The sequence below is a fragment of the Curtobacterium citri genome (assembly GCF_030362955.1).
GTDB lineage: Bacteria > Actinomycetota > Actinomycetes > Actinomycetales > Microbacteriaceae > Curtobacterium > Curtobacterium citri.
This window is the reverse complement of record NZ_JAUCML010000009.1, coordinates 95,649-122,129: the sequence shown is the minus strand read 5'-3', so window position 1 is coordinate 122,129 and position 26,481 is coordinate 95,649. Positions and strand designations below refer to the sequence as shown.

Here is a 26,481-nt window from a genome sequence, read left to right as displayed (position 1 = left end):
TAGCGGCCCGCCCTCCGCGGGAGCCCTGCTTAGGGTAGCCTTACCTGCGTGATCCGAACCTCCCCCTCTGCGCGCCGCGTCCGCCGCGTGCTCGCGGCCGCCGGTGCCGTCGTCGCCGCGTCCCTCGTCCTCGCCGGCTGCAGCTCCGGCTCGTCCTCGCCTGCGGCCTCCGACGACGCGTCCGGCTCGGGCGGCGCGTTCCCCGTGTCGATCCAGACCGCCCTGGGCACGACCGAGATCCCGTCGCAGCCGAAGCGCGTCGTCGCCCTCGGGTGGGGTGACGCCGAGACGGCGCTCGAACTCGGCGTGCAGCCCGTCGGTGCGAGCGACTGGCTCGCCTTCGGTGGCGACGGCGTCGGGCCGTGGCTCAAGGACGCGTACACGAAGAAGCCGGCGATCATCCAGACGCTCGAGCCGAGCTACGAGCAGATCCTGAAGCTCAAGCCGGACCTGATCCTCGACACCAAGAGCTCGGGTGACAAGGACCGCTACGCCAAGCTCTCGGCGATCGCCCCCACGGTGGCGATCCCGAAGGGCGGCGAGAACTACCTCACCACCACCGAGCAGCAGGTCGACCTCGTCGCGAAGGCGCTCGGCAAGGAGTCCGAGGGCAAGAAGCTGCTGACCGACCTCGACGACGCCTACGCCGCCGCGCGGAAGGCGCACCCCGAGTTCGACGGCAAGACCGCCGTCGTCGGTGCCTACACGGCCGACGGCTTCGGTGCGTACGCCTCGAAGGACAGTCGCTCGACGTTCATGCAGCAGCTCGGCTTCACCATCCCGAAGGCGATCGACCAGCAGGCCGGCGACGCGTTCTCGGTGAGCCTGTCCGAGGAGAACCTCGACCTGCTCGACGCCGACCTCACGGTGATCCTGCCGATCTACGTCGAGGCGTCGAAGGCCGAGTCCGACCCGTTGTTCCAGAAGGTGCCGTCCGTGCAGGCGGGGCACTCGATCGTCGTCGACGACCCGGACGTGTCCGCCGCGTTCTCGCTCGGTACGACCGCCGCGATCGAGTGGGCGCTCGACCGGCTGCCGGAGGAGTTCGCGAAGAAGGTCGGCTGACGCCGACCGCAGGGGGAGTGCGCAGGAGACGCCGGGTCGCGATCGCGACCCGGCGTCTCCTGCTGTGTGCGGTCGTTCCGTGGTGCCGCTGACGGATGGGAGGCGCGGTGCGGACCGGCGATGCGCCGCCCGTTCCGGGGTGATATTCCTGACGTGTAGTATTGAAATACGAAACGTCAGGAGGGGTATGTCCCGGTTCATCTTCGTCCAACCACATCTGCGCTTCGGCGGCGCGGAACGACAGACCGTCATCGTCGCGAACGCGCTCGTCAGCAGAGGGCACGAGGTCGATGTCGTCCTCTTCGGATCCGGCGGCGGCCTCGCCGCCGACCTCGACGAGCGCATCGGCCTGCACGTGCTCGGTATCGAGCGCCACGTCCGCACGCTCCAGGTCGCGTTCCGCCTCGAACGCATCCTCGCCGACCTCCCGCCGGCCCTCGTCATCGTGAAGTTGTGGTCCGCTGTGCTGACGTGTGCCCTCATCGACCGGCGGGCACGTGCCGTCCGACACACCTTCGTCTACTGCGAAGACCTCGACCCCACCGCGCACCACGAATTCATCCCTCTCGGGCGGCTGAAGCGACACGTGGTCGGTGCCGTCTTCCGCTCCAGGCAGTACGTCGTCGCCAACTCGAGCCCGGTCGCAGAGCGGATGCAGCGGACCTACCGTCTCGCACGGCGCCCCGTGGTCACCCCCGTCGTGGTCGACCCGGCCCTGCGAGACGAACCACTCCTCGATCGAGCAGCCCGGCAGACCGGTCGAGCCGAGGTGGTCTCGGTCGGCAGTCTCGTCCCGCTGAAGGGGCTCGACGTCACGCTCGCAGCCCTGCGGACGCTCGATCGGCCCGTACGGTGGACCGTCGTGGGCGACGGGCCCCTGGCCGCGGAGCTCGCCGGCTTCCACGACCCGACCGGCCGGCTGACCGTCCGTCTCACGGGTGGCGTGCGGGACCCGCACCGCTTCGTCCGGGAAGCCGACCTCCTCGTCCACAGCTCGCGGAGCGAGGCCTGGGGTGCCGTGGTGCTCGAAGCACTCGCCATCGGTACACCGGTGGTCGCCTCCGACACGATCGGGCCCGTCGAGATGCGGTCCCGTCTCGGTGTGCGGCCTGACCTGCTCGAGTTGTACCCGGTCGGCAGGGTCGGGGACCTCGCACGGATCCTGCAGACCCGACTCGACAGTCCGCGTCCCACGCCCGAGGACTGTGCCGCGTACGTGGCGCCCTTCAGTGTGGACGCGGCCGTCGTCCAGTGGGAGCAGCGCTCCGCCGCATGGGCGGAGGTCTCGCGGTGAAGCGGGTGCTCTTCGTCTGCAGCAGTGGGGGTCACCTGGACCAACTGCTGGCACTCGTCCCCGCGCCGGAGGGCGTCGAAGTCGCCGTCGCGACCTTCCTCAAGCCTGACGCGGTGGCGAAGCTCGAGGGATTCCGTGTCCACGGGCTCCACTGGCCGACCAACCGGAGCGTCACGGCACTGTTCAAGAACCTGCGCATCGCGCTCCGGGTGCTCAGGACCGAGCGACCCGACATCATCGTGAGCAGCGGTGCTGCCGGCGCCGTCCCGTTCTTCTGGGTGGGGCGCCTCCTGTTCCGGACGCGCAACGTCTTCATCGAGTGCATCGACCGACTCGACAACCCGACGCTGACCGCTCGCCTGGTCCGGCCGGTGACGCACACGTTCGTCGCGCAGTGGCCGGAGCAGCTCGTCGAGTTCCCCCGCCGCACGGAAGTGAGCCCGAGCCGATGAAGATCATGGTGTCCGTCGGGACACACGAGCAGACGTTCCAACGTCTGCTCGACGAAGTCGCTCGCGCCGGACGGCTCCGGTCCTCCGACCAGTGGGTCGTGCAGTACGGGGTGGGCTCGTTCCCCGACGACGTACCCGGCGTCCTCACTGCAGAACGGTACTTCGACGCCCCTTCGATGCGGCGTCACCTCGAGTGGGCGGACGTCCTCGTCTCCCAGGCCAGCCCGGGCAACGTCTTCGGCGCACTCGACGCCGGCACGTGGCCGATCGTCGCGGGCCGGAGTCGAGCTGCCGGAGAGCACGTGGACGACCACCAGATGCGGTTCGCGAGGCACCTGCACGTGGCTGGCCGGGCGACCGCGCTCACCCACCCGACGTCGCTGCTCGCCGCCCTCGAAGCGGAGGACCGACGTGATCCGGAGGAACGCCTGGCGGCGGTACGGACCGGTCGTGCGTCGGCGATCCGCAACCAGCGGAAGTTCCGTGATGCGGTCTGGGGCGTCCTGGGGTGCACACCGTGAGCGGTGTGGTTGCTCGGGTTCCCGCCGCACGTCGCGCGCTGACCACGGGCGCCGTCGTCGCGGGGTCGTCACTCGTGTCGCGGTTCCTGGCGCTCGCCGTGCTCGTCCCCGCGGCCCGGTGCCTGAACGTCGGTGACTTCGGCGCGTTCGTCCTCGTCATCGGAGTGTCGGGTTCCGTAGGCGGCGTGGTGGGTTCGGCCATCGCCGACCTCGTCGCGAGCGGCGCCGTCCTGCACCCGGTCCGGACCTGGCGACGAACCGCACTGTGCACCGCAGCGCTGGCTGCATCGGGGCTCGTCGGTGCAGTCTGCGTCGCTCTGGTCCGTGGTGACGTCGCGGTCTGGCTCACCACCGCGCTGCTCGCGACGACGGGACTGGCACCGTTCATCGTCATGCACCTCCTCCGCGGATCAGGACGTCCCGGACTCGGGGCCTGCCTCGCGTTCGTCGTGTCGCCCGTCGTCCGGCTGGGAGCAGTGGTGGTCCTGGCAGCGAGCGGTGGCGGTGACCTGCGACGTGTCCTCACGGCGCTCCTGTGGGCGGCGATCGCTTGCGCCCTGCTCTCCTGCGCTGTCGTCTGGTGTGACCGCCCGAGCGGCCACCGGAAACCCGAGACCGGCGGGCCGATCGTCGCGCCGTCACCGCTCGCCCTGGTTGCCGGGGTCGGCGTCGCGATCGCGTTCACGCTCGTGGGTCAGGCGGCGCCGCTGTCCCTGAGCGCTTTCCTCGGCGACCCGGCCACCGGGAGGTTCGTCCCGACGGCTCGGGTGTGCGAGGCGATCACCGCGGTCGGCGTCGGCTACCAGTTCGTGGCGAGTCGTCGTGCTGTCGACCTGTCCCGCCCGCAGGTGCCGGTGCGGGTGGTCGGTCTGCTCGCGACCTCGTTCGGCGCAGCGACCCTCGTGGTGCTGCTCGTCGCACCGTGGGCGCTTCCTGTGCTCCTCGGGCCGGGGCACGACCTCGACGTCGTGGTCGCGATGGCGCTGGTTCCCGCGTACTTCTGCACGATGATGAGCGCCGCCGAGATCCAGCGACTGTTCCTGGTCCGGCGACACCAGCGGATCGTGTTCGCGAGCGTCCTCGCCGCGGTGATGACTGCGGTGTGCACGCCGGTGGCGACCGCATGGCTGGGCGCCGACGGAGCGGCAGGAGCGACCGCGGCTGCGGCGCTGGCGTGGTGGGTCGCGCTCCGTGCGCCCCACCGCGCGCCGAACCGGTCTGACGTGACTCCCGAGATGACGAACACGCGATGACCGCGATCCTGCTGATGACCGCGGCGGTCCTCTTCGTCGTCCTGCTCCTGCTCGTGCAGGTCGATCTGCTGCTCCCGATCGGGCTCGCGGTGACCGCGCTCGTACCGATCGGCTGGACTGGTCTTCCCGAAGTACTCACCGTCGGCAGTCCCGGAGCGGTCGTCGTGCTCGTGTGGGCGGTGCGGGGCGGGCCGCGGAAGTCCGGCGTCCCGAAGCTCGTGGTGGTCCTGGCCCTGGCGTTGCTCGTGTGGCTGACGGTCGGGGCCATCACGAGCATCTCACTCGTCCGGTCCGTCGGGTGGAGCACCTCGCTCGTCGTGCTCGTGCTCGTTCCGCTCCTCAGCAGGTCGCTCTCCGAACGGGAGGTCCGGAGGACCACGACGACCTGGATCGTGCTGGTCGTCGGACTCACGGGGTACGGCGTCGTGGAACGGTTGCTCGAGTCGAATCCTCTCTACGGCACCCTGTTCCTGACCGGCGAGTACCCGATCCTCCAGCACTGGAGCTCCTACCGGATCACGACGACGCTCGGGCACCCGCTGTCCAACTCGCTGTTCTTCGCGATCGGCGTCACCTTGGCCCTCGGGCGCTACGTCCACGAGGGGAGCCGTCGATCGCTCCTGGGAGCCGCGTTCGGACTGGTCGGTCTGCTGCTCACGGTGAGCCGAGGCGGACTCATCGCCGTTGCCGTGGGTGCTGCGGTGGTCCTGTCGGCGCCGTCGACCCGTGAGGACGTCGGAAGAGGCGGACACGGTACGTCACGTCGTCGTGCCGTGGGCCTCCTCACCCTCGTGGCGGGCGGCCTGATGATCCTCGCGAGCCCCGAGTTCCAGGAGCGTCAGCAATCGTGGAGCGGCATCGCGTCTGCGCAACAGCGTGGTGAGATCGGACCGGTCGTCCTCCGCGCCGCGGCGTCGATGCACTGGCTCGGGTCCGGACCCGGCACGTCCAACGGTCTCCTCCAGGCCCTCGGGACGCCGGAGATCGTCGAGAACTCCTACTACCAACTGCTCCTGAGCCTCGGTCTTCCGGGACTGTCGCTGTTCGTCGGGCTCATCGCGACCGTTCTCTGCCTGGGACTGCAGCGTCGTGCCGGGGCCACCGTCGGCGCCCTCGCCGCGCTGTGTGTCGCCGTCGGTGGCTTCAACTGGATCGAGGCCGACAGGCCGTCGATGCTCTACCTCGGGCTCCTCGCGGCCATGGCGATCTCAGGACGACCGACGGCCGTCGGAAGTGCGGACGGCGCGGGCTACGCGGCGGAGAAGGTGGAGCCGATGAAGGCGAAGAGCAGGGTGATCAGGGGGAGCGAGCCCTGCACGAACGCCGAGTTGAGGTAGCGGCGGCCCGTGCCGGCGAGGACGACCGCGGCGCCGAGCATGCTCGCGGTCGAGAACACGACGAGCGTCCAGCCCGTCGCACCGTTGCCCGCGAGGACCAGGACGACACCGAGGATCGCCCCGATCGCGAGGAACAGGTTGTAGAAGCCCTGGTTGAACGCGAGGGAGCGGGTGGCCAGCGCTTCGGACTCCGAGGCGAGACCGAAGATCCGGCGGACACGCGGACTGGTCCACGCCACGGACTCGAGGAAGAAGATGTACACGTGCACGAGGCCCGCGAGGACCGCACACACACCCGAGATCACGAGCAGGACCGACATGGTCTCCATTCTCGCAGCCCCTGGGTGGTGCTCAGGTCCCGCCCAGGGAGAGTGCCGGCCCGGGTCCGTCACACCAGTGCTCGTCGACCGGGTGCGCGGATAGGCTCGGGACATGAGTGCCGACGAGTCCACGCCCGTCCACGACGATGCGGTCGCCGAGCTGGCGAGCATCCGGCAGAGCATCGACAACATCGACGCCGCCGTGATCCACATGCTCGCCGAGCGCTTCAAGTACACCCAGCGCGTCGGCTACCTGAAGGCCGCGGCCGGCATGCCCGCGGCCGACCCCGGTCGTGAGCAGGTCCAGGTCGCCCGCCTGCGTCAGCTCGCGGCGGAGTCGCACCTCGACCCGGCGTTCGCGGAGAAGTTCCTGAACTTCATCGTCGCCGAGGTCATCCACCACCACGAGCGCATCGCCGGCGGTGGCGCGTGAGTGCCGCGCTGGACGACCTGCACCTGCTCGTCGGGTCCTACACGGCCACCGGCGGCGGGAACGCCACCGGCATCTCGGTCGTGCACGGCACCACCGCGCACACCGCCGCGGTGATGGACGACCCGTCGTTCCTCGCCGTCTCGGGCGACCGGGTCTACGCCGTGTCCGAGGTGGCCGACGGCAGCGTCTCGGCCTTCCGGTACGCCGGGGGCACGCTCGAGCACCGCTGGGACGCCGACGCCGGCGGCGACGCCCCGTGCCACGTGCGGGTCGACCCGTCGGGTGCGCTCGTCGTCGCGAACTACGTGTCCGGCACCGTGACCGCGGTCTCGCTCGAGGCCGCCGAGTCGCACGCGGCGTCGGTCACGGCGAGCGACGCCGTCGTCGGCGCGCACGGCAGCGACGACCGCGTGGTCGTCCCCGAGGCCGCGATCGTCACGGGCGTGCTGCCGGACGTCGAGGGGCCCGTCGAGGACCGGCAGGAGGGGCCGCACGCGCACCAGTCGATCGCGACGCCCGACGGCACCGTGCTCGTCGCGGACCTCGGCGGCGACGCCCTCCACGAGTTCCGTGTGACCGCCGAACCCGCGATCGATCTCGTCCGCGTGCACCACCTCGCTCCGGGGGTCGGACCGCGGCACATGGTGTGGCTCGGTGCTGGTGGCGGCGACGGTGCCGGGGCCGACCTGGTCGTCGCCGGCGAGCTCGACGGGCGCGTGCACCGCCTGCGTCGCGACGACTCCGGGACGCTCCGCCCGATCGCCTCCGTGGCGGCCTTCGCGGGTCCGGTGGGGGAGTCGCTCCTCAGCCACGTCGAGGTCGACGCCGCCGGCCGGGTCGTCGTCGCCGTCCGGGGCCGCGACGTCATCGTGGTGCTCGACACCGCGGACGACGGGCTCGCGGTCGTCGGGTCGGCGTCGTGCGGCGGGACGTGGCCGCGGCACTTCGCGCAGGTGCCCGGGTACCTGCTCGTCGCGAACCAGATGTCGGACGCGATCGCCGTCCTGCCCGTGGGCGACGACGGCGTGCCCGGTGCGGCGGTGGCGCAGATCGCCGTCGGGACGCCGACGTGCATCGTCCCGGTGCCGACTCCCGCGCGCTCGTGACCGCCGGGTCGTCGACGTCGGCATCGCTCGCGGCGGGGTACCGACTCGTCGTCGGGGCGCCGCCGCTCGACGACTACCTGCGGCTCCGGCGGGACTCGGGACTGTCGCCGAAGACGACCGAGCAGGGCGCCGGTGCGGTCGCGGGCAGCTGGTCCGCGGTGCACGTCGTGGACGCCGGAGGGGTGCCCGTCGCGATGGGCCGGACCATCGGGGACGGCGGCTGGTACTTCCACATCGCCGACATCGCGACCGACCCGGGCCACCAGCGCCGCGGGCTCGGGAGGGCGGTCGTCGAGTGGCTGGTCGCGGACATCCGGTCGCGCGCGCCGGAAGGGGCGTACGTCACGCTCGTGGGGGACCCGCCCGGGCAGCGGTTGTACCGGTCGCTCGGGTTCGAGGACGTCGCGCCGAGCCTGGGGATGGCGTTGCCGCTGCGCTGACGCGGGACCCGGGTCCGCTGCAGCGGTTCCGGCGCAGCGGCTCGGCTCCGGCGCAGCGGTTCCGGGCGGGCGGTCAGCCGTGGACGACGTTGGCGAAGGGGCGACCCTCGGCCAGCGCGGCCACCTGCCGGCGCACGAGCTCGAGGGTCCGCGGCACGCTGAGGTCCGTGTTCCCGCCGACGTGCGGGGTCAGCACGGTGTTCGGTGTCGTCCACAGCGGGTGCCCGGCCGGGAGCGGCTCGGGGTCGGTGACGTCGAGCGCCGCCGACAGCCGACCGCGCCGGAGTTCCGCCACCAGGGCGTCGGTGTCGACGACCCGTCCGCGGGCGACGTTCACCACGAGGGCGCCGTCCGGCAGCGCGGCGAGCAGGTCGGCGTCGACGAGGTGTTCGGTCTCGTCGGTGAGCGGGGTGATGAGCACGAGGACGTCCGTGTCCGCCGCCAGGGTCGGCAGGTCGACGAACGCGTGCACGTGCCGGCCGTCCTGGTCGCGGGCGGTCCGCGCGACCACCGTGACGTCGCAGCGCATGGCCTCGAACCGCGTGGCGATCGCGGCCCCGATCGCGCCGTACCCGACGACCGTCACCCGACGATCGGCGAGCGACCGCGTGGTGCGGACGTCCCACACCCCGGCGGCGCGGTCGGCCTGGAACGTGTGGATCTCGCGGAGCGAGGTCAGCGCCAGACCGACCGCGAGCTCGGCGGTCTCGTCGTCGTGGATGCCGCGGCCGTTCGCGACCTGCGCGTGCGCCGGAGCGTGCGGGAGTGCGTGCTCGTACCCGGCGCTCGGCAGCTGCAGGAGCCGCAGGTTCGGCAGGTCGTGCACGTACTCCCAGCGGTGTCGGCCCGCGAAGTAGAACGGCAGCAGCGTGATCGCCACGTCGTCCGGTCGGGCGTACGGGCCTTCGACGTCCCAGACGTCGAGCTCGACGCCGTCCGGCACGGGGCCGAGACGGTCGACGAGCTCGACGAAGGGCAGGGTGACGATCGGCATGCGGTCGGTGCCTTCCTGCGGTGCCGGCGCTCGGGGCGCGGTCGGCGTCAGCTGTCGGTGCGCGGCGAGAACGAGCCGTGGTCGTCGAGCGGCCCACGCCCGACGTAGCCCTCGGTGACGTCCTCGACGATGACGTCGCCGAAGCGCGCCGGGAGCGTGGCGGCGTGCGTGCCGCGCAGCTCCTCGATCGACGCCTCGAACGCGCCCTGCACCTCGAGCGTGCCCGACGAAGCGTCGGTCACGCCGATGCGCAGCACCGGGAAGCCGCGGCCGTCGCACAGGCCCTGGAACCGCACGTCGTCCTCGCGCCGAACGGTCACGATGACGCGGCCCGTCGACTCGGAGAACAGCGCGGTCGCCGTGTCGACGCCGTCGCGCTCCTCGAGCTCGTCGAGGACCACCCGGGCGCCGATGCCGAAGCGCAGGACCGACTCGGCGAGGGACTGGCCGAGGCCGCCGTCCGCCAGGTCGTGGGCGCTCGTGAGCAGCTGCTCGCCGGACGCCGCGTGCAGCAGGTCCGCCAGGGCCTTCTCCTGCGCGAGGTCGACCGCCGGCGGACGACCACCGAGGTGCCCGTGCACGGTGCCGGCCCACGCCGACCCGTCGAGCTCGAGGCTCGTCGTGCCGAGCAGGTACACGTTGTGGCCGTCGTCCTGCCAACCCGAGGGCACGCGCAGCGCGACGTCGTCGATGATCCCGAGCACGCCGACGACGGGCGTCGGGTGGATCGGGGTCGTGCCGGTCTGGTTGTAGAAGGACACGTTGCCGCCCGTGACCGGGATGCCGAGCTCCATGCAGCCGTCCGCGAGGCCCTCGACGGCCTCGGAGAACTGCCACATGACCTCGGGGTTCTCCGGCGAGCCGAAGTTCAGGCAGTCGGTGACCGCGGCGGGGACCGCGCCGGTGACGGCGACGTTCCGGTACGCCTCGGCCAGCGCCAGCCGGGCGCCCTGCTTCGGGTCGAGCTGGCAGTAGCGGCCGTTCGCATCGGTCGCGACGGTGACGCCGAGGCCGGTCTCCTCGTCGACGCGGATCATGCCGCCGTCGTCGGGGAAGGACAGCGCCGTGTTGCCGAGCACGTAGGTGTCGTACTGGTTCGTCACCCAGTTCTTGGACGCGAGGTTCGGCGAGCCGAGCAGCTGCAGGAACTGCGCCTTGAGTGCCGGGCCCGTCTCCGGGCGCTCGAGCGACTCGGCGCCGTCGGCCTGCAGGGCGTCGATCCAGGTCGGGTAGGCGACCGGGCGGTCGTAGACGGGGCCGTCGACGGCGACGGTGCGCGGGTCGACGTTGACGATCTCCTGGCCCTGCCAGTCGATGACCAGACGGCCGGTGCCGGTGACCTCGCCGAGGACGCTCGTCTCGACCTCCCACTTGCCGACGACCGCGAGGAACGCGTCGAGCTTCTCGGGGCGGACGACCGCCATCATGCGCTCCTGGCTCTCCGACATGAGGATCTCCTCCGCCGTGAGTGTGGGGTCGCGCAGTAGGACGTCGTCGAGCGAGATGTGCATGCCGCCGTCGCCGTTGCTCGCGAGCTCGCTCGTCGCGCAGGAGATGCCCGCGGCGCCGAGGTCCTGGATGCCCTCGACCAGGTCCTCCCGGAACAGCTCGAGGCAGCACTCGATGAGGACCTTCTCGGCGAACGGGTCGCCGACCTGGACGGCCGGGCGCTTGGTCGGGCCGCCCTCGGTGAAGGTGTCGGACGCCAGGATCGACGCCCCGCCGATGCCGTCGCCACCCGTGCGGGCGCCGAAGAGCACGACCTTGTTGCCGGTGCCGGAGGCGTTGGCGAGGTGCAGGTCCTCGTGGCGCAGGACGCCGACCGCGAGGGCGTTGACCAGCGGGTTGCCCTGGTACACCGGGTCGAAGTAGGTCTCGCCGCCGATGTTCGGCAGGCCGAGGCAGTTGCCGTAGAACGAGATGCCGCCGACCACGCCGTGCACGACGCGCTGCGTGTCCTCGTGGTCGATTGCGCCGAAGCGGAGCTGGTCCATCACGGCGACCGGGCGGGCGCCCATCGAGATGATGTCGCGGACGATCCCGCCGACACCGGTCGCGGCGCCCTGGTAGGGCTCGACGTAGGACGGGTGGTTGTGCGACTCGACCTTGAACGTCACCGCCCAGCCGTTGCCGACGTCGACGACACCGGCGTTCTCACCCATGCCGACCATGAGGTTCTTCGTCATCTCCGGCGTCACCTTCTTGCCGAACTGCCGGAGGTAGTTCTTGCTCGACTTGTACGAGCAGTGCTCGGACCACATCACGGAGTACATGGCGAGCTCGCCCGAGGTGGGGCGGCGACCGAGGATCTCGCGGATCTTCGCGTACTCGTCCGCCTTGAGCCCGAGCGCCTCGTACGGCTGCTCCTTGTCGGGCGTGGCGGCGGCGTCCTGGACGGTGTCGGGCTTCGGGCGAACGGAGGTCGTCACGGTGGTGTTGTTCCCTGTCACTTGACGAGCGTCGACTCGATCACGGAGGTGAAGAAGGTGAGGCCGTCCGTGCCGGAGGCCATGGCGGCGGGGGTGTCCGGGCCGAAGCCCGCCTCCGTCGCGTGCTCGGGGTGCGGCATGAGCCCGACGACGTTGCCGCGCTCGTTCGAGACGCCGGCGATGTCGTCGATCGACCCGTTCGGGTTCACGCCCACGTAGCGGAACACCACCTGGCCGTTTTCCTCGATGCGCTTGATCTCGTCGGCGTCGGCCACGAAGCGTCCGTCGGCGTTCTTGAGCGGGATCGTGATCTCCTGCCCGGCGCTGAACCCGGAGGTCCATGCGGTACCGGCGGTCTCGACGCGGAGCTTCTGGTCGCGACGGATGAACTGCTGGTGCGCGTTCCGGGTGTGCGCACCGGGCACCAGGCGTGCCTCGGCGAGCATCTGGAAGCCGTTGCAGATGCCGAGCACGGGCATGCCCTTGCCGGCGGCGTCGATGACCTCGGCCATGATCGGGGCCTTCGCCGCGATCGCCCCGGCGCGGAGGTAGTCGCCGTAGGAGAACCCGCCGGGGAGCACGATCGCGTCGACTCCCTGCAGGTCGTGGTCGCCGTGCCAGAGGGCGACGGGCTCGGCGCCGGCCAGACGGACGGCGCGCTGGGCGTCGCGGTCGTCGAGCGAGCCCGGGAACGTGATGACGCCGATCCGCATCGCGGTCACGCGCCCTCGACCGTCACGGACACGACGTCCTCGATGACGGCGTTCGAGAAGACGTCGGCCGCGATCTCGCGGACCTCGGCCAGCTTCGCGTCGTCGACGGGGCCGTCGACGGTCACCTCGAAGCGCTTGCCGATGCGGACGTTGGTCAGGTCGGCCTTGCCGAGACGGGCGAGCGCGTTGCCCACCGCCTTGCCCTGCGGGTCGAGGATCTCGGCCTTCGGCATGACCTCGACGACGATCGTTGGCACGTGTTCACTCCAGCACTTCGGGGATGGGTGGGACGCGACCAGTCTAGGTGGCGCGCACGGCGCGCCGGGCCGGTTGTGGAGAAGTGGTCGAAGGCGTACATTCCATTTGGAATAGTCGGAGCAGAAGACCGGACTGGAGGCGCGGATGACGTCGCTCACGCCCCTCGCGTACGCCGCGCTCGGCCTGCTGGCCGAGGCTCCGATGCACCCGTACGAGATGTTCCAGCTCATGCTGCGACGGCGTGAGGACGAGAACGTCAAGGTCCGCCCGGGCACGCTGTACCACCAGATCGGCCGCCTGGTCGACCTCGGGTACGCCGAACAGCTCGGCACCGCGCGCGAGGGCAACCGTCCGGAGCGCACGACCTACGCCATCACCGACGCCGGTCGCGACGCGCTCCTGACCGGGCTGCGGCGCATGGTCGCCGAGCCCGCCGACGAGTACCCCGAGTTCCACCTCGCGGTCTCGCACGTCGACAACCTCAGCGACCAGGACGCCGTCGCGGCCCTCCGTGCCCGCACCGAGGCGATCCGCGCACGACTGGAGCAGTACGACGAAGCCGCCACGGGCCTCCAGGCCAAGGGGTTGGCGCCCCGGTACTGGCTGGACGTGTCGTACGTCCGTGCCATGCTCGCCGCGCAACTCGAGTGGCTCACCGCGACCGCGGACCGCATCGAGCGTGGGGACGTCCCCTGGGACGGCCCGGCGCTCCCCACCGACACCGAACCGACCAGCACGAGCAAGGACCCCACTCGATGACCACCGCACCGTCCGCCGACCTGCAACACGGGAAGAAGCCGTGGCCCGCGCTCTGGGCGCTCGTCGTCGGCTTCTTCATGATCCTCGTCGACTCGACCATCGTGTCGGTCGCCACCCCGACGATCGCCCAGGCGCTCGACGCCGACATCAACGCCGTCATCTGGGTGACGAGCGCCTACCTGCTGGCCTACGCCGTGCCGCTGCTCATCACGGGCCGTCTCGGTGACCGCTTCGGCCCGAAGGTGCTGTACCAGGCCGGACTCGTCGTCTTCACGCTCGCGAGCCTGTGGTGCGGGCTCGCCGGGTCGATCGAGGTGCTCATCATCGCCCGTGTCGTGCAGGGCCTCGGTGCCGCGATGATGACGCCGCAGACCATGGCGGTCATCACCCGGATCTTCCCGCCGCAGAACCGCGGTGCGGCGATGGGCCTCTGGGGCGCCGTCGCCGGTGTCGCCTCGCTCGTCGGCCCGATCGTCGGCGGCCTGCTCGTCGACGGGTTCGGCTGGGAGTGGATCTTCTTCGTGAACGTCCCCGTCGGCATCGTCGCGTTCGTGCTCGCGCAGCGCTTCGTGCCGCAGTTCGAGCGCAACGGGCACCGCTTCGACTACCTCGGCATCGTGCTCTCAGCGGTCGGCATGTTCCTGCTCGTGTTCGGCATCCAGGAGGGCGAGACCTACGACTGGGGCACCATCACCGGCCCGATCTCGGTCTGGTCGCTCATCGTGACCGGCGTCGTCGTGCTCGCCGCGTTCGTCGTCTGGCAGGGCGTGCAGAAGGGCGAGCCGCTGCTGCCGCTCGGGCTGTTCAAGGACCGCAACTTCACGCTCGCGAACATCGCCATCACCGCCGTCGGCGTCGCGATCTCGTCGTTCGCGCTGCCGATCATGCTCTGGGCGCAGGACGTGCTGCGCTTCAGCCCGACCCAGGCCGCGCTCCTGCTCGTGCCGCAGGCGGTGATCTCTGCGGGACTCGCGCCGTACGTCGGCAAGAACCTGAACAAGTGGAACCCGCGGTGGGTCGGCTCGTTCGGTCTCGCGTGCTTCTCGGGTGCGCTGTTCTGGTTCGGGTCCCTGCTCTGGTCGGGCGCCGACTGGGGCTGGACGCTCCTGCCGAGTGCGCTCCTCGGGCTCGCGAACGCCTGCATGTGGGGACCGCTCTCGGTCTCCGCGACGCGCAACCTGCCGCCGGCGCTCGCCGGTGCAGGGTCGGGCGTCTACAACACCACGCGGCAGATCGGCGCCGTGCTCGGTTCGGCCGGCATCGCCGCGCTGATCGAGGCCCGGATCACGGCGGAGTTCCCGTCCGGGGCGGGCTCCACCTCCGGCGGCGGCGCGGAGCAGCAGGTCGGGGCGCTGCCCGCGTTCCTGCAGCAGCCGTTCGCCACGGCCATGGGGCAGTCGCTCGTGCTGCCGGCCGTCGTGCTCGTCGCGGCGATCGTGGCGGCGCTGTTCCTGGCGAAGCCGAAGCAGACCGCGGCATGGGGCTCGGGTGCCCCGGCGGCGACGCAGCCCGGTGCCGCAGCGCCCGCGGCCGACGGCGACCAGCACGCCGCGGCGGGTCGGCCGGCCGGTGCTCACGCTGCCGGTGCCGCGCCCGCGACCGCGGAGGACGAGCTCGCGGCGGTCGACCACCACGGCCGACACGCGGACGCGGACGCCTAGTCCGGCCGGGGCGCCGTCGTCCCGGCCGCCGGCGGCGTGGTCGTCGTCCCGCCGGCCCGCGGCGTGGTCGACGTTCACGACATCGCGCGTGTCGATCGACGCGTGCCGTGTCGTTCGATGCGCACGCAACCGGTACGCGTGCATCGTGCGACGTCGCACGTGTCGATCGACGCGCGTCTCGTCGCAGAACGCGCGCGACCCGCACGCCGGCCGGCCCGCCCGCCGCCCGCCGCACGCCGCCCGCGCTACCCCCGTCGCTGCAGGTGCGCCCGGGTGAGCTCGGCCATCTCCTCGTCGGACAGGGCGTCGACGGAGCGGGCCTCGCGGCGGTCGGTCCGCTGCCACCGGACGAAGAGCATCACGAGCACGGGCACGTCGGCGACCTCGGCGATGAACCAGAGCAGGTCGCCCGCCAGGTGCTGGTCGCGCAGCGGCGACGGGAACCACGGCTGCCCCACGGCCTGCACGAGCGACCCGTCGAGCACGTGGTTCGACACCCGCAGCACGATGCCGGGCACCGCGTCGAGCAGCAGCTCCACGAAGGCGAGCAGGAACTCGATCGTCACGAACGTCGAGCTCCGCAGGACCCCGGGTTCGGACAGCGGCGCGAGCAGCGTGAACCCGAGCACCGGCACGAGCACCGTGATGGCCGTCGCGCACACGCCCGACTGCCGGATCGCGGCGGACAGCGGGGTGAGCAGCACCGCGAAGAGCACCAGGCCGACGACGGGGGCGACGATCGCGTTCCCGAGCACCCGCACGGGTCGCGAGCCCATCACCCGGTCGGCGGTCGTGGACCACCGCGCCGGTCCACCGACCCGCAGGAGCGACACCGGGGCGGCGAGGGCGGCGAACGTCGGCACGGCGAAGAAGAGCAGTGCGAGCCGGAGCGTGAAGGCCCACCGGAGCTCCTGGTCGTACCGGCCGACGATGCCGAACTGCAGCACGGCGAAGAGCGCGAGCGCGGCGACGAACGAGGTCGTCCGCCAGGCCGACCACCGTGCCCCGCGTCGCCGTGCCCCCACGAGCCACCACAAGTAGGCCGCGGCGGCGGTCACGAGCAGCACCGCGGCCAGGGGGTCGAGGTGCCAGGTGCTCCAGAACACGTCGGGTTCGGGCGTGGGGTGCCTCCTGGTGGCGCGGCGGGACGGGCGTCGTCATCCTCCGCCCGGAGGCCCTCGGGAGCCTCCCGCGCGGGAGTCCCACCGGTGAGGATCGGCACAGGTGGTCGGTGAGCGGGTGCTCCGACACGCGCGCGTCGCGCATGTTCAGACGACGACCGTGTACGGTGGACGTTGTCTTGATCGATGCAAGAAAATCCATGCAAGCGAACCGATGCGGGAGAGGGGACGCGATGGACGCCGACGCGGATCTGCTGCGGGCCTCGGGGCTGCGGGTCACGGCACCGCGCCTCGCGGTGCTGCGCGCGTCCGCCGCGATGCCGCACGCCACCGCGGACGACATCCTCGGCGCGGTCGCGGCCGAGCTCCCCACGACGAGCCACCAGGCGGTGTACGGGGTGCTCGGCGCCCTGACCGGTGTCGGGCTCGTCCGCCGCATCGAGCCCGCCGGCAGCCCGGCGCGGTACGAGCGACGCACCGGCGACAACCACCACCACGTCGTCTGCACGATGTGCGGCGCGATCGAGGACGTCGATTGCGCGGTCGGTCACGCACCCTGCCTGACGCCCTCGGAGACCCACGGCTTCGCCGTGACGACTGCCGAGGTGACCTACTGGGGCATCTGCGAGCGCTGCGCCGCCGCCGAGCGCGACGACGCCGCGGCCGTCCCCGCCTGGAGCAACCCGAGCATCCCTGACCGAACCAACCGTTCCACCTGAGGAGGAACCGTGTCCGACCAGAACACGACCGGCCCCGCCGGCACCCCCACCACCACGACCAACAGTGGCGCCCCCGTCTCGAGCGACCAGCACTCGATGGGTGTCGGCGCCGACGGCCCCCTCGCCCTGCACGACCACTACCTGGTCGAGAAGCTGGCCCAGTTCAACCGCGAGCGTGTCCCGGAGCGCGTCGTCCACGCGAAGGGCGGCGGTGCGTTCGGCACCTTCACCGTCACGAACGACGTGTCGCAGTACACCCGCGCCGCGTTCCTGCAGCCGGGCAAGCAGACCGAGATGCTCGCCCGCTTCTCGTCGGTCGCCGGCGAGCAGGGCTCCCCGGACACCTGGCGCGACCCCCGCGGCTTCGCGCTGAAGTTCTACACCGAGGAGGGCAACTACGACCTCGTCGGCAACAACACCCCCGTGTTCTTCATCCGCGACGGCATCAAGTTCCCGGACTTCATCCGCTCGCAGAAGCGCCTGTCGGGCTCGCACCTGCGCAACCACGACATGCAGTGGGACTTCTGGACCCTGTCGCCCGAGTCGGCCCACCAGGTCACGTGGCTCATGGGCGACCGCGGCCTGCCGTCGAGCTGGCGCCACATGGACGGCTTCAGCTCGCACACCTACCAGTGGATCAACGCAGAGGGCGAGCGCTTCTGGGTGAAGTACCACTTCGAGACGCAGCAGGGCCACAAGACCCTGACGCAGGAGGACGCCGACCGCATCGCCGGTGAGGACGCGGACTTCCACATCCGCGACCTCTTCGAGGCGATCGAGCGCCGTGACTTCCCGAAGTGGGTCCTCAAGGTGCAGGTCATGCCCTACGAGGACGCCGCGAGCTACCGCTTCAACCCGTTCGACCTGACGAAGGTGTGGCCGCACGCGGACTACCCGCTCATCGAGGTCGGCACGATGGAGCTGAACCGCAACCCGGAGAACTACTTCGCGCAGATCGAGCAGGCCGCGTTCGCGCCGTCGAACTTCGTGCCCGGCATCGCGGCGAGCCCCGACAAGATGCTCCTCGCGCGCATCTTCAGCTACGCGGACGCCCAGCGCTACCGCGTCGGCACGAACCACGCGCAGCTGCCGGTGAACGCCCCGAAGAACGAGGTCCACTCGTACTCGAAGGACGGCGCCATGCGGTTCGACTTCCAGAAGGCCGAGGTGCCGGTGTACGCGCCGAACACCCAGGGCGGTGCCCACGCCGACCCGAACGCCACGGACGACGTGCCCGGCTGGGAGTCCGACGGTGCCCTGCAGCGCGCGGCCGCGACGCTGCACCCGGAGGACGACGACTTCGGCCAGGCCGGCACGATGTACCGCGAGGTCCTCGACGACGCCGCCCGTGAGCGCCTGGTCGGCAACATCGCCGGGCACGTCTCGAAGGTGACGCGCGACGACCTGCTCGAGCGCGTGTTCGCCTACTGGACGAACGTCGACGCCGACCTGGGTGCGCGCGTGCGCGCGGCGGTCGCGCCGAGCGCGCCGGGTTCGAACGAGGACCCGGAGAAGGTCGCCGTCGAGGCGTAGTCGCCACCACACGACGGACTGGAGGCCCGGTGCCAGCTGGCACCGGGCCTCCCGTCCGTCGTCCGGTCGGTCCTAGACCTGCTGGCCGTTGAGCATGATGGGCCCGGCCGGCCAGTCCTCGAGCCGGGCCTCGATCGGCAGGACCATCCAGCCGCCCTGCTCGGTCTCGGTCACGCCGGCGCCGTCCGCGGTGAAGGCCGAGAAGGTGCCGACGGCGCCCTCGAGCTCGTGCCAGCCGCAGCGTGCGTAGAAGGGGACGCGGTCCTCGCCGGTGCCGAGGAAGCCGAACGGCACGCGGAGCCCCTCGAGGACGGCGCGCGTCCGGACGAGCAACTCGCGCCCGACGCCCGTGCCCTGCAGCGACGGCGACACCGCGACGATGCCGGTGTCGCCGACGAGGAGGTCCTCGCCGCCGACGGTGACGTACATCCGGCGGATGCCGAGGTGCGCGAGGACGACGCCGTCCGCACCCCACCCGATCACCCGTCGTTCGGGCTGCATCCCGGCGTAGTCCCGGCCGCCCACGTACCAGTGCGACCAGTCCGGGAACGCCTGCCCCAGCATCGCCGCGATCGCCTCGTGGTCGGGGAGCGTCAGCGCGCTCTCCTCGACCACCTCCCACCGGATGTCTTCGCTCACGCGCCCATCCTGCCGGTTCCGTCTGCGCGTCCGTGCGGCCCGAGGCTCGGCCAGGCGGACAGTTTCGCGTCTGCTCGACCACGAAAGTGTCCGCGGAGCCGAGCCTCGGCGCAGCCGCCCCCGCCCGCGCCGGGTCAGCCGCGACCGGGCGCGGTCACCTCGATGCGGTTCGCCCACGGGTCCTCGAACGCCACGGTCCGGCCGTCGTCGGCGGTCTGCACGCCGGTGTCGTGCATGCGGGACACGAGCGCGCCGAGGTCGTCCGCGCCGGGGACCTCGATCCGGACCAGCCCGAGGCCGAGCCCGAGCTGCCGACGCCCGGCACCGCGGGAGTTCCACGTGTTCATGGCCATGTGGTGGTGGTAGCCGCCCGCACTGACGAACAGCGCCTGGTCACCCATCGCCGCGGTGGTCGCGAAGCCGAGCCGGTCGACGTAGAACGCCCTCGCGGTGGCGACGTCCCCGACGGACAGGTGCACGTGGCCGACCCGCCCCGGGCGCGACGCTGCGGACTCCAGCGCCGAGGACGTCAGGTGCTCCTGCACGAAGGCGTTCGGGTCGACGTAGATCGTGGCCATGTCGACCATGCCGTGCGTCCACGACCACTCGGTGCGGTCGCGGTCCCAGTACAGCTCGACGCCGTTGCCCTCGGGGTCCTGGAAGTAGAACGCGTTGCTCACGAGGTGGTCGGCGCTGCCCGTGAAGGTCCGCGGGTACCGCGTCGCGACGGAGTACAGCGCCGCCGCCAGGTCGGCCTGCGTGTCGAACAGGATCGCGGTGTGGAACAGTCCGGCCTCGTGCGGGGACGCTTGCCGCATCGCCGGGGCGTGCTCGAGCACCACGATCGGCGTCGCGCCGCGGCCGAGCACCGCGGTACCGCCGTCGTTCGTCAGGACCTGCAGCCCGACGCCGTCCCGGTAGTAGGCGACCATCGTGTCGAGGTCGGCGACCCGGAGCGTGACGGCGCCCATCCCGGTGTCCGCGGCGAGGAGGTCCTGCGTGTGCATGGCACCAGTGTGCGCCCGAATGGTTGACGCGTCAACCAAATGGGTCATCGCGCTACTTCGCGCTGAACCCGCCGTCCGTCTTCAGCAGCTGCCCGTTCACCCACCCGCCGTCCGGACCGAGCAGGAACCCGACCAGGGCGGCGGTGTCCGTCGGCATCGAGGGCCGTCCGAGCGGCGTCTGTGCGACCGCGGCCGCGCGGATCTCGTCGGTCATCCACCCGGTGTCGTTCGGTCCCGGGTTGACCAGGTTCGCGCTCACCCGTACGTCGCCGAGTTCGAGCGCCGCCCCGACGATCAACCGGTCGAGCGCGCCCTTGCTCGTGCCGTAGGGCAGGTTGAAGCCGACGTGGTCGCTCGTCAGCGCGACGACGCGACGACGGTCCTCCGGCGCGGCCGCACCCTCGCGGAGTCGCCTGGCGTACGCCTGCACGACCAGGAACGGCGCGCGGACGTTCACGGCCAGGTGCCGGTCCATCGACTCGACCGTCGTGGTCGCGAAGTCCGAGTCGACCGACTCGCAGTGCGACAGCACCACCGCGGTCACGGGCACGCCCGCCTCCGCCTCGGCTCGGCCCACGAGTGCGGCCGCCTGCTCCGCGTCGGCCAGGTCGACCGGGAGGCGCGTCACGCTTGCCCCCGCACGCTCGGCCTCGGCGACGACCGCGTCCACCCCGTCGGGGTCGGCCGCGCCGTGCACGCGTTCGTCGTACGGGCCCCACCACGACAGGGCGAGGTCCCACCCGTCGGATGCGAGTCGCGACGCGATCGCAGCGCCGATGCCGGCGCGCCGACCGACGCCGGTCACCAGGGCGAGGGGTCGGCTGGTGAGCGGTTCGTGGGTCATGGGTCGTGCCTCCCGTCCGTGCGACGCGACCGTGCGCCGACCCGCCCAGGATGGCACCGCACCCGGTGTCCGGTCGGCGGTACGCGCCGCAGCAGGGCCAGGATGGGAGGATGCCTCGTTCCCGCCCGCCCGTCCGGCCCCGTGAGCGGCGCGGCCGACCCGACCTGTCGACGTTCCCGGTCGAGCGCCTGCGCGACCGGTTGTCGTCGTACATCTACGGCAACATCACCGTGCTCGCCGTCGCCATCGCGGTGGACCCGGAGGCGATCCGGCACGGTTCGGCCGTGCTCACGGTCCTGGCGACCGCCGTGCTGACCTACCTGGCGCACGTGCTGTCGCACCTCGTCGCGCACGCCGTCGGCGACAGCGGGGACGACGAGGAACACCGGGAGACGTTCGGCGCGATCGTCCGCGACGCGAACCCCATCGCGACGTCCGGCCTGATCCCCGCCGTGCTCTACGCCGCCGCCTGGGTCGGCTGGCTGCCCGCGCCGTGGGCGCAGACCGCTGCGATCGTCATCCTCGTGGTGCGCATCGGCCTGGTCGGGGTGTTCCTGCAGCGCTTCAGCGGACGGCGGCCGTCGTTCCTCGGGCTGTGGGGCGGTGTCGTCCTGGCCGCCGTCGCCTTCGCGATCGGGCTCGTGAAGGTGGTGCTGACGCATTGAGTGGGACGCCGACCGAGCGGGAGCGTCCGCAGCGGTCCGGGTGGCGGTTCGTCCGTGACCTGGCGATCATCGTCGTCGTTGCGCTGCTGGCGTCCTTCCTGGTCAAGGCCTACCTCGTGCGCGCGTTCTCGATCCCGTCCGGGTCGATGGAGCGCACGCTCCTGGTCGGCGACCGGATCCTGGTGAACGAGCTCGTCCCCGGTGTGGTGCCGCTGCGGCGGGGCGACGTCGTGGTGTTCCGGGACCCCGGCGGGTGGCTCCGGGCGGACCAGGGCGACGACCTCGTCAAGCGCGTGGTCGGCCTGCCGGGCGACACCGTCTCGTGCTGCGATGACCGGGGACGGCTCTCCGTGAACGGGCACGCGGTCGACGAGCCGTACGTCGTGCGTGCGCCGGGGTCCGACCGGGTGGCGGCCGAGGACTTCTCGGTCCGGGTGCCGGCCGGGCGCATCTGGGTGATGGGCGACAACCGGTACGACTCGGCGGACTCGCGCGTGCACGGCACCGTCCCGTCGGACGACGTCGTCGGTCGGGCGTTCGTCGTCACGTGGCCGGTCGACCACTGGAGCGTCCTCGGCCGGTACGCGCACGAGTGGGACCGGGTGCCCGACGCCCGCTGACCGGCGGTGCCCACCCGGAGGGCGGAGCCGGTCGTCAGCAGGGCCGGGCCGTCAGCAGCCGGTGGTCGTGAGGGTCACCCGTGCGACGTCCTCGCCGGAGACCGTCGTCCGCACCGGGCACAGGTCCCCCGCCCGCACCGTGACGTCGCCGAGCGGCACCCCCGCGAAGTCCGCCGTGCCGCCCGGGAACACGCGCTGGTGCTCCGAGAGCTTCCCCGTCGCCGCGAAGACCTTCACCTCGTACGGGTGGTCGGCGGCGTCCCGGGACACCGTCACGGCGATCTGTCCGGTCGAGTCGTGCGCGCCGCAGCCGGTCAGCGAGACGGCGCCGAGCACGACGACGGCGAGGGCGAGCAGGGGGCGGCGGAGCACGACGACCAGGCTACGCCGCGCCGCGGCGTCCTCCGTACTGGGGACGGGCGCGATCCCGGCGGACCGGTAGCGTTGGACCATGTACCAGGGGACCTCACCGACCTCCACCGGCACCTCGGCCCAGGCCGTCCGTCGCGCCGCACTCGTCGCCGCGCTCGACGTCGTCGACGGCGGGCCCGAGGAGCGCTTCGAGCGGATCACCCGCATCGCTCGGGAGGCCTTCGGGGTCTCCGGTTCCTTCCTCAACATCGCGGGCGCCGAGGTCCTGACGATCAAGTCGCAGCAGAGCGACGCCGTGTACGGCCCGACCATCCCGCTCGAGGACACCTTCTGCGGTCGCACGCTCGACCAGCTCGGGCCCGTGGTCGTGCCGGACGCGCGCGCCGACGCCCGGTACGCCGACATGCCGATGGTCGTCGAGGACCCGAACGTCCGCTTCTACGCCGGGGTACCGCTCCGCGTCGGCGAGGACCACGTCAAGGTCGGCACGCTCTGCCTGGTCGACCCGCAGCCGCGCACGCTCGACGACGACGACGTCGCCCTGCTCGAGGAGCTCGGCGTCTGGGCGGAGCGCGAGCTCGCCACGGGTGCCGACGAGGACCGGCTGCGCGGCGTCCTCGCCGGGCTGCAGCCCCTGCCGGTCGCGGTGCCCGGGTACCGCCTCGGCGGGATGTCCGTCCCGCACGGCGTCGTGTCCGGCGACCTGCACGAGTGGCACCTGTCCGGCACCGCGCTGCACCTGACCATCGCGGACGTGATGGGCAAGGGCATGGCGGCCGGACTGCTCGCCGCGACGATCCGCGGAGCCCTGCTCGCACGTCCCGACGAGGACCCCGAGCGGGTGGTGGCCGCCCTCGACGAGCAGGTCGCGCCGGACCTCGGTCGCGCCGAGTCCTTCTCGACGATGTTCACCGGCCGGCTCGACCCCGCGTCCGGGCAGCTCGACTTCGTGGACGCCGGTCACGGCCTGGTGCTGCAGATGCGGGCGGACGGGGCCGAGCGCACGTTGCTCTCGAGTGACCTGCCGATCGGGCTGCACCCGGCCGGGCTGTCCCGGTCGACGGGGTCGCTCGTGCTCGAGCCCGGCGACGTTCTCGTGCTGGTCAGCGACGGCGCGCTCGAGCTCTGGGACTCGACGCTCACGTCGCTCTCGCGCCTCGGGGCGCTCTGGCGGCAGGAGCCGGACATCGACGCGTTCCTCGCCCGGGTGCGCGCCCGCGCGCTCGAGCACGACCCGGGGGACGACCTGACGGTCGTGGTCCTGGCACGCGACTGACGGCCGTCACGACGGCAGCGGACGGACGGGAGGCCCGTGGCGGCGTCGCCACGGGCCTCCCGTCCGTCCGGTGGTCGCCGGTCAGGCGCCCAGGCGCTCGATCAGTTCGGCGTACCGCGCCGCGGTGCGCTCGACGATCTCCGGCGGGAGCACCGGCGGGGTGCCCTGCCGGTCCCAGTGCGCGGTGAGCCAGTCGCGGACGATCTGCTTGTCGAACGAGTCGGTGCGGCCGCCGGAGCGGGCGTCCCAGTAGCGGCTCGAGTCGCTCGTCAGGACCTCGTCGGCGATCCGGATCGTGCCGTCGGCGTCGCGGCCGAACTCGAACTTCGTGTCGGCGATGACGACGTCGTGCTCCCGCGCGATCGCGGCCGCCTCGGCGTAGACGCGGAGGGACAGGTCGCGGAGCGTCTCGGCGTCCGCGCGGCCGACGAGCTCGACGGTCTGCTCGAAGGAGATGTTCTCGTCGTGCTCGCCCTGCGGGGCCTTGTACGCCGGCGTGTAGATCGGCTCGGGGAGCCGGTCGCCCTCGGACAGCCCCGCGGGGAGCGGGACGCCGCAGACGCTGCTCGTCTCGCGGTACTCCGCCCAGCCGCTGCCGACGAGGTACCCGCGGACGACGCACTCGACGGGGAACATGTCGAGCGGCAGCACGTGCATCGACCGGGCCGCCACGGACGCGGGGACCGGGGTACCGCCGCCGGCGGGGTCGACGAGGTGGTTCGGGACGTCGGCGATCCGGTCGAACCAGAAGCGCGACAGCCGGGTGAGGAGCTCGCCCTTGCCCGGGATCGGCGGCTCGAGCGCGAAGTCGTAGGCGCTGACGCGGTCGGAGGCGACGAGGAGCAGCTCGGTGGCGCTCGCGACGTCGGCCGTGCCCTCGGGCACGTAGAGCTCGCGGACCTTGCCCGACGACACGTGCCGCCAGCCCGGCAGCTCCGGAGCGGCGGTCACCGGGCGACCTTCGCGGCGATGTCGGTGCGGTACTGCGCGCCCTCGAGCGTGATGTCGGCGATGCCCGCGTAGGCGCGCTCGCGGGCCTCGGCGAAGTCGGAGCCGGTACCGACGACGCTGAGCACCCGGCCCCCGGTCGCGACGAGGTCGCCGTCGAGGACCGCGGTGGCGGCGTGCGCGACGGAGACGCCCTCGCGGGCGTTCGCGGCGTCGACCCCGGTGATGACGCGCCCGGTCCGCGGGTTCTCCGGGTAGCCCTCGCTCGCGAGCACCACGGTGACCGCGACGTCGGCGCTGAAGGTCGGCTCGGGGGCGCCGGCGAGCTGCCCGGTGGCGGCGGCGGTCAGCAGCGCGCTGAGCGGCGTCGTGAGACGGGGGAGCACCACCTGGGTCTCCGGGTCGCCGAACCGGGCGTTGAACTCGATGACCCGCACGCCCTGCTCGGTGACGATGAGCCCGCAGTAGAGGAGCCCGACGAACGGGGTGCCCTCGTGCTCCAGCCGGCGGACCGTGGGGAGCGCGACGAGCTCGGTGACCTCGGCGACGAAGGCCTGCTCGGACTCCCACCGGTCGGTGAGCCACGGCAGCGGCGAGTAGGCGCCCATGCCCCCGGTGTTCGGGCCGGTGTCGCCGTCGCCGAGGCGCTTGTGGTCCTGCGCGGGGCTGAGCGCGCGGACGTCGTGCCCGTCGCTGAGGAAGAACAGCGAGACCTCTTCGCCGTCGAGGAACTCCTCGACCACGACGGGTCCGTGCTGCAGCCAGTAGGTGGCGTGGTCGACCGCGGCCTGACGGTCCTCGGTGACCAGGACGCCCTTGCCCGCGGCGAGCCCGTCGGCCTTCACCACGTACGGGGCGCCGAGCTCGTCGATCGCGGCGACCGCCTGCTCGACGGTGCCGGCGGGGAGGGGACGGCCGGTCGGCACGCCGGCCTCGGCCATGATCCGCTTCGCGAACGCCTTCGAGCCCTCGAGCTGCGCGGCCGCGCCGCTCGGCCCGAAGACGGGGATGCCCCGGGTGCGCAGGGGGTCGGCGACACCGGCGATGAGCGGGGCCTCGGGGCCGACGACCACGAGCTCGATGCCGTTCTCGATCGCGTACTCCGCGACGAGGGGGCCGTTCGTCGGGTCGAGCGACACCGTCTCCACGTCGGCGGCGATGCCGGCGTTGCCCGGGGCCACCGTGATGACGTGTCCGGCTCCTTCCGCGAGGAGGGCCGTGGTGATCGCGTGCTCGCGGGCACCGGAACCGAGGACGAGAATTCGCACGCGATCACCCTACCGACGTCGACACGCCGCTCGCGATGCGACGGTTAGCCTGGGGACATGCCGCCGAAGAGGATCGAGGACGCCGACGGTCTCGCCGCGCTCGCCGCGGTGCAGGGCGGGTCGACGCTCCGGACCGCCGTCGCGACCGCGGTGCGGTGGACGCTCCAGCGACTGGCCGACGACGTGCCGGGCAACAGCGTCGAGGTGCGGGTGCCGCCCTTCGCGGCCGTGCAGGCCGTGCCGGGTCCACGGCACACCCGTGGGACCCCGCCGAACGTCGTCGAGACGGACGCGACCACGTGGCTGGCGCTCGCCACCGGAGTGCTCCGGTGGGACGACGCGGTGGCGCAGTCCCGGGTCAGTGCGTCCGGGTCACGAGCGGACCTGGCGGCGTTCCTGCCCGTCCGTACGACTGCCTGACGCCCGCACGGCCG

29 protein-coding genes are annotated in these 26,481 nt (G+C 72.1%); 17 read left to right on the top strand and 12 right to left on the bottom strand.

Going from position 1 to position 26,481, the window contains the following annotated elements; translation table 11 throughout:
* The first annotated feature begins 48 nt into the window (after nucleotides 1–48).
* From QUG92_RS13655 to QUG92_RS13630, 6 genes are all read left to right on the top strand, one after another.
* Nucleotides 49–1,065, top strand: a complete 1,017-nt coding sequence (locus QUG92_RS13655; RefSeq protein WP_289459429.1) for an iron-siderophore ABC transporter substrate-binding protein — start codon at nucleotides 49–51, stop codon at nucleotides 1,063–1,065.
* A gap of 187 nt (nucleotides 1,066–1,252) precedes the next feature.
* Entirely contained in the window at nucleotides 1,253–2,359 is a 1,107-nt protein-coding gene (locus QUG92_RS13650) for a glycosyltransferase (RefSeq protein WP_182046038.1), read from the top strand.
* Nucleotides 2,338–2,811, top strand: a complete 474-nt coding sequence (locus QUG92_RS13645; protein ID WP_289459428.1) for a glycosyltransferase family 28 protein — start codon at nucleotides 2,338–2,340, stop codon at nucleotides 2,809–2,811. Before QUG92_RS13650 ends, QUG92_RS13645 begins: the two co-directional genes overlap by 22 nt.
* Entirely contained in the window at nucleotides 2,808–3,332 is a 525-nt protein-coding gene (locus QUG92_RS13640; protein WP_289459427.1) for a glycosyltransferase, read from the top strand. The genes QUG92_RS13645 and QUG92_RS13640 overlap by 4 nt, the downstream gene beginning before the upstream one ends.
* A 5-nt stretch (nucleotides 3,333–3,337) precedes the next feature.
* Nucleotides 3,338–4,585, top strand: coding sequence for a hypothetical protein (locus tag QUG92_RS13635; RefSeq protein ID WP_182046036.1), 1,248 nt, complete (start codon nucleotides 3,338–3,340; stop codon nucleotides 4,583–4,585).
* The gene (locus QUG92_RS13630) at nucleotides 4,582–5,922 is read left to right on the top strand and encodes an O-antigen ligase family protein (protein WP_289459426.1); all 1,341 of its coding nucleotides are present in this window, start codon (nucleotides 4,582–4,584) and stop codon (nucleotides 5,920–5,922) included. Before QUG92_RS13635 ends, QUG92_RS13630 begins: the two co-directional genes overlap by 4 nt.
* On the opposite strand, the gene QUG92_RS13625 is transcribed toward QUG92_RS13630, so the two are convergent.
* On the bottom strand, nucleotides 5,835–6,242 hold the full coding sequence (locus tag QUG92_RS13625; RefSeq protein WP_182046034.1) for a DUF1304 domain-containing protein: 408 nt from the start codon (nucleotides 6,240–6,242) through the stop codon (nucleotides 5,835–5,837). The two genes, QUG92_RS13630 and QUG92_RS13625, sit on opposite strands and share 88 nt — an antisense overlap.
* 112 nt (nucleotides 6,243–6,354) lie before the next feature.
* Between QUG92_RS13625 and QUG92_RS13620 the strand changes: the two genes are divergently transcribed.
* Genes QUG92_RS13620 through QUG92_RS13610 form a run of 3 tightly spaced genes read left to right on the top strand, consistent with a single transcriptional unit; the run spans nucleotide 6,355 to nucleotide 8,221 of the window.
* Nucleotides 6,355–6,675, top strand: coding sequence for a chorismate mutase (locus QUG92_RS13620; RefSeq protein WP_289459425.1), 321 nt, complete (start codon nucleotides 6,355–6,357; stop codon nucleotides 6,673–6,675).
* Entirely contained in the window at nucleotides 6,672–7,781 is a 1,110-nt protein-coding gene (locus QUG92_RS13615; RefSeq protein WP_289459424.1) for a lactonase family protein, read from the top strand. Before QUG92_RS13620 ends, QUG92_RS13615 begins: the two co-directional genes overlap by 4 nt.
* Nucleotides 7,745–8,221 carry a GNAT family N-acetyltransferase gene (locus QUG92_RS13610; protein WP_289459423.1) on the top strand — a complete coding sequence of 159 codons (477 nt, stop codon included), beginning with the start codon at nucleotides 7,745–7,747 and terminating at the stop codon, nucleotides 8,219–8,221. Before QUG92_RS13615 ends, QUG92_RS13610 begins: the two co-directional genes overlap by 37 nt.
* A gap of 73 nt (nucleotides 8,222–8,294) precedes the next feature.
* Here QUG92_RS13610 and QUG92_RS13605 read toward each other — a convergent pair whose 3' ends face one another.
* Genes QUG92_RS13605 through purS form a run of 4 tightly spaced genes read right to left on the bottom strand, consistent with a single transcriptional unit; the run spans nucleotide 8,295 to nucleotide 12,614 of the window.
* On the bottom strand, nucleotides 8,295–9,215 hold the full coding sequence (locus QUG92_RS13605) for a 2-hydroxyacid dehydrogenase (RefSeq protein ID WP_289459422.1): 921 nt from the start codon (nucleotides 9,213–9,215) through the stop codon (nucleotides 8,295–8,297).
* 47 nt (nucleotides 9,216–9,262) lie between these two features.
* Entirely contained in the window at nucleotides 9,263–11,644 is a 2,382-nt protein-coding gene (gene purL / locus QUG92_RS13600; RefSeq protein ID WP_259346086.1) for a phosphoribosylformylglycinamidine synthase subunit PurL, read from the bottom strand.
* 17 nt (nucleotides 11,645–11,661) lie between these two features.
* Nucleotides 11,662–12,357, bottom strand: coding sequence for a phosphoribosylformylglycinamidine synthase subunit PurQ (gene purQ, locus QUG92_RS13595; protein WP_289459463.1), 696 nt, complete (start codon nucleotides 12,355–12,357; stop codon nucleotides 11,662–11,664).
* Between the two features lie 5 nt (nucleotides 12,358–12,362).
* A complete protein-coding gene (purS, locus tag QUG92_RS13590; protein WP_069712425.1) occupies nucleotides 12,363–12,614 on the bottom strand; it encodes a phosphoribosylformylglycinamidine synthase subunit PurS in 252 nt (83 codons plus the stop codon).
* Between the two features lie 145 nt (nucleotides 12,615–12,759).
* On the opposite strand from purS, the gene QUG92_RS13585 reads away from it, so the two are divergent.
* Nucleotides 12,760–13,374, top strand: coding sequence for a PadR family transcriptional regulator (locus QUG92_RS13585; protein WP_069712426.1), 615 nt, complete (start codon nucleotides 12,760–12,762; stop codon nucleotides 13,372–13,374).
* 20 nt (nucleotides 13,375–13,394) lie between these two features.
* Complete coding sequence (locus tag QUG92_RS13580; protein ID WP_289459461.1) at nucleotides 13,395–15,035, top strand: DHA2 family efflux MFS transporter permease subunit; 1,641 nt, start codon at nucleotides 13,395–13,397, stop codon at nucleotides 15,033–15,035.
* A 245-nt stretch (nucleotides 15,036–15,280) separates the two neighbouring features.
* Here the strand turns inward: QUG92_RS13580 and QUG92_RS13575 are convergent, their stop codons facing one another.
* Nucleotides 15,281–16,141 carry a cytochrome c oxidase assembly protein gene (locus tag QUG92_RS13575; RefSeq protein ID WP_259346231.1) on the bottom strand — a complete coding sequence of 287 codons (861 nt, stop codon included), beginning with the start codon at nucleotides 16,139–16,141 and terminating at the stop codon, nucleotides 15,281–15,283.
* A 248-nt stretch (nucleotides 16,142–16,389) separates the two neighbouring features.
* On the opposite strand from QUG92_RS13575, the gene QUG92_RS13570 reads away from it, so the two are divergent.
* A complete protein-coding gene (locus QUG92_RS13570) occupies nucleotides 16,390–16,875 on the top strand; it encodes a Fur family transcriptional regulator (RefSeq protein ID WP_289459421.1) in 486 nt (161 codons plus the stop codon).
* A gap of 9 nt (nucleotides 16,876–16,884) precedes the next feature.
* Nucleotides 16,885–18,408 (top strand): catalase, encoded by a 1,524-nt coding sequence (locus tag QUG92_RS13565; RefSeq protein WP_182047446.1) that lies wholly within the window; start codon nucleotides 16,885–16,887, stop codon nucleotides 18,406–18,408.
* 72 nt (nucleotides 18,409–18,480) lie between these two features.
* On the opposite strand, the gene QUG92_RS13560 is transcribed toward QUG92_RS13565, so the two are convergent.
* From QUG92_RS13560 to QUG92_RS13550, 3 genes are all read right to left on the bottom strand, one after another.
* On the bottom strand, nucleotides 18,481–19,047 hold the full coding sequence (locus tag QUG92_RS13560; RefSeq protein ID WP_289459420.1) for a GNAT family N-acetyltransferase: 567 nt from the start codon (nucleotides 19,045–19,047) through the stop codon (nucleotides 18,481–18,483).
* A gap of 134 nt (nucleotides 19,048–19,181) precedes the next feature.
* Entirely contained in the window at nucleotides 19,182–20,054 is an 873-nt protein-coding gene (locus tag QUG92_RS13555) for a VOC family protein (protein ID WP_289459419.1), read from the bottom strand.
* Between the two features lie 52 nt (nucleotides 20,055–20,106).
* Nucleotides 20,107–20,898, bottom strand: coding sequence for an SDR family oxidoreductase (locus QUG92_RS13550; protein ID WP_289459418.1), 792 nt, complete (start codon nucleotides 20,896–20,898; stop codon nucleotides 20,107–20,109).
* A 110-nt stretch (nucleotides 20,899–21,008) separates the two neighbouring features.
* On the opposite strand from QUG92_RS13550, the gene QUG92_RS13545 reads away from it, so the two are divergent.
* Nucleotides 21,009–21,563 (top strand): hypothetical protein, encoded by a 555-nt coding sequence (locus QUG92_RS13545; protein WP_182047443.1) that lies wholly within the window; start codon nucleotides 21,009–21,011, stop codon nucleotides 21,561–21,563.
* Nucleotides 21,560–22,183 (top strand): signal peptidase I, encoded by a 624-nt coding sequence (lepB, locus tag QUG92_RS13540; RefSeq protein WP_289459417.1) that lies wholly within the window; start codon nucleotides 21,560–21,562, stop codon nucleotides 22,181–22,183. The genes QUG92_RS13545 and lepB overlap by 4 nt, the downstream gene beginning before the upstream one ends.
* Nucleotides 22,184–22,234: 51 nt before the next feature.
* Here lepB and QUG92_RS13535 read toward each other — a convergent pair whose 3' ends face one another.
* Entirely contained in the window at nucleotides 22,235–22,555 is a 321-nt protein-coding gene (locus QUG92_RS13535; protein ID WP_141718912.1) for a hypothetical protein, read from the bottom strand.
* Between the two features lie 79 nt (nucleotides 22,556–22,634).
* Here QUG92_RS13535 and QUG92_RS13530 point away from each other — a divergent pair, with 79 nt between their 5' ends.
* Nucleotides 22,635–23,831 (top strand): PP2C family protein-serine/threonine phosphatase, encoded by a 1,197-nt coding sequence (locus QUG92_RS13530; protein ID WP_289459416.1) that lies wholly within the window; start codon nucleotides 22,635–22,637, stop codon nucleotides 23,829–23,831.
* A gap of 81 nt (nucleotides 23,832–23,912) precedes the next feature.
* On the opposite strand, the gene QUG92_RS13525 is transcribed toward QUG92_RS13530, so the two are convergent.
* Nucleotides 23,913–24,782 (bottom strand): phosphoribosylaminoimidazolesuccinocarboxamide synthase, encoded by an 870-nt coding sequence (locus QUG92_RS13525; protein ID WP_289459415.1) that lies wholly within the window; start codon nucleotides 24,780–24,782, stop codon nucleotides 23,913–23,915.
* Nucleotides 24,779–26,047, bottom strand: coding sequence for a phosphoribosylamine--glycine ligase (gene purD, locus QUG92_RS13520; protein ID WP_182047439.1), 1,269 nt, complete (start codon nucleotides 26,045–26,047; stop codon nucleotides 24,779–24,781). Before purD ends, QUG92_RS13525 begins: the two co-directional genes overlap by 4 nt.
* Nucleotides 26,048–26,104: 57 nt before the next feature.
* Here purD and QUG92_RS13515 point away from each other — a divergent pair, with 57 nt between their 5' ends.
* Complete coding sequence (locus QUG92_RS13515) at nucleotides 26,105–26,467, top strand: sterol carrier family protein (protein WP_182047438.1); 363 nt, start codon at nucleotides 26,105–26,107, stop codon at nucleotides 26,465–26,467.
* Nucleotides 26,468–26,481 lie beyond the last annotated feature (14 nt).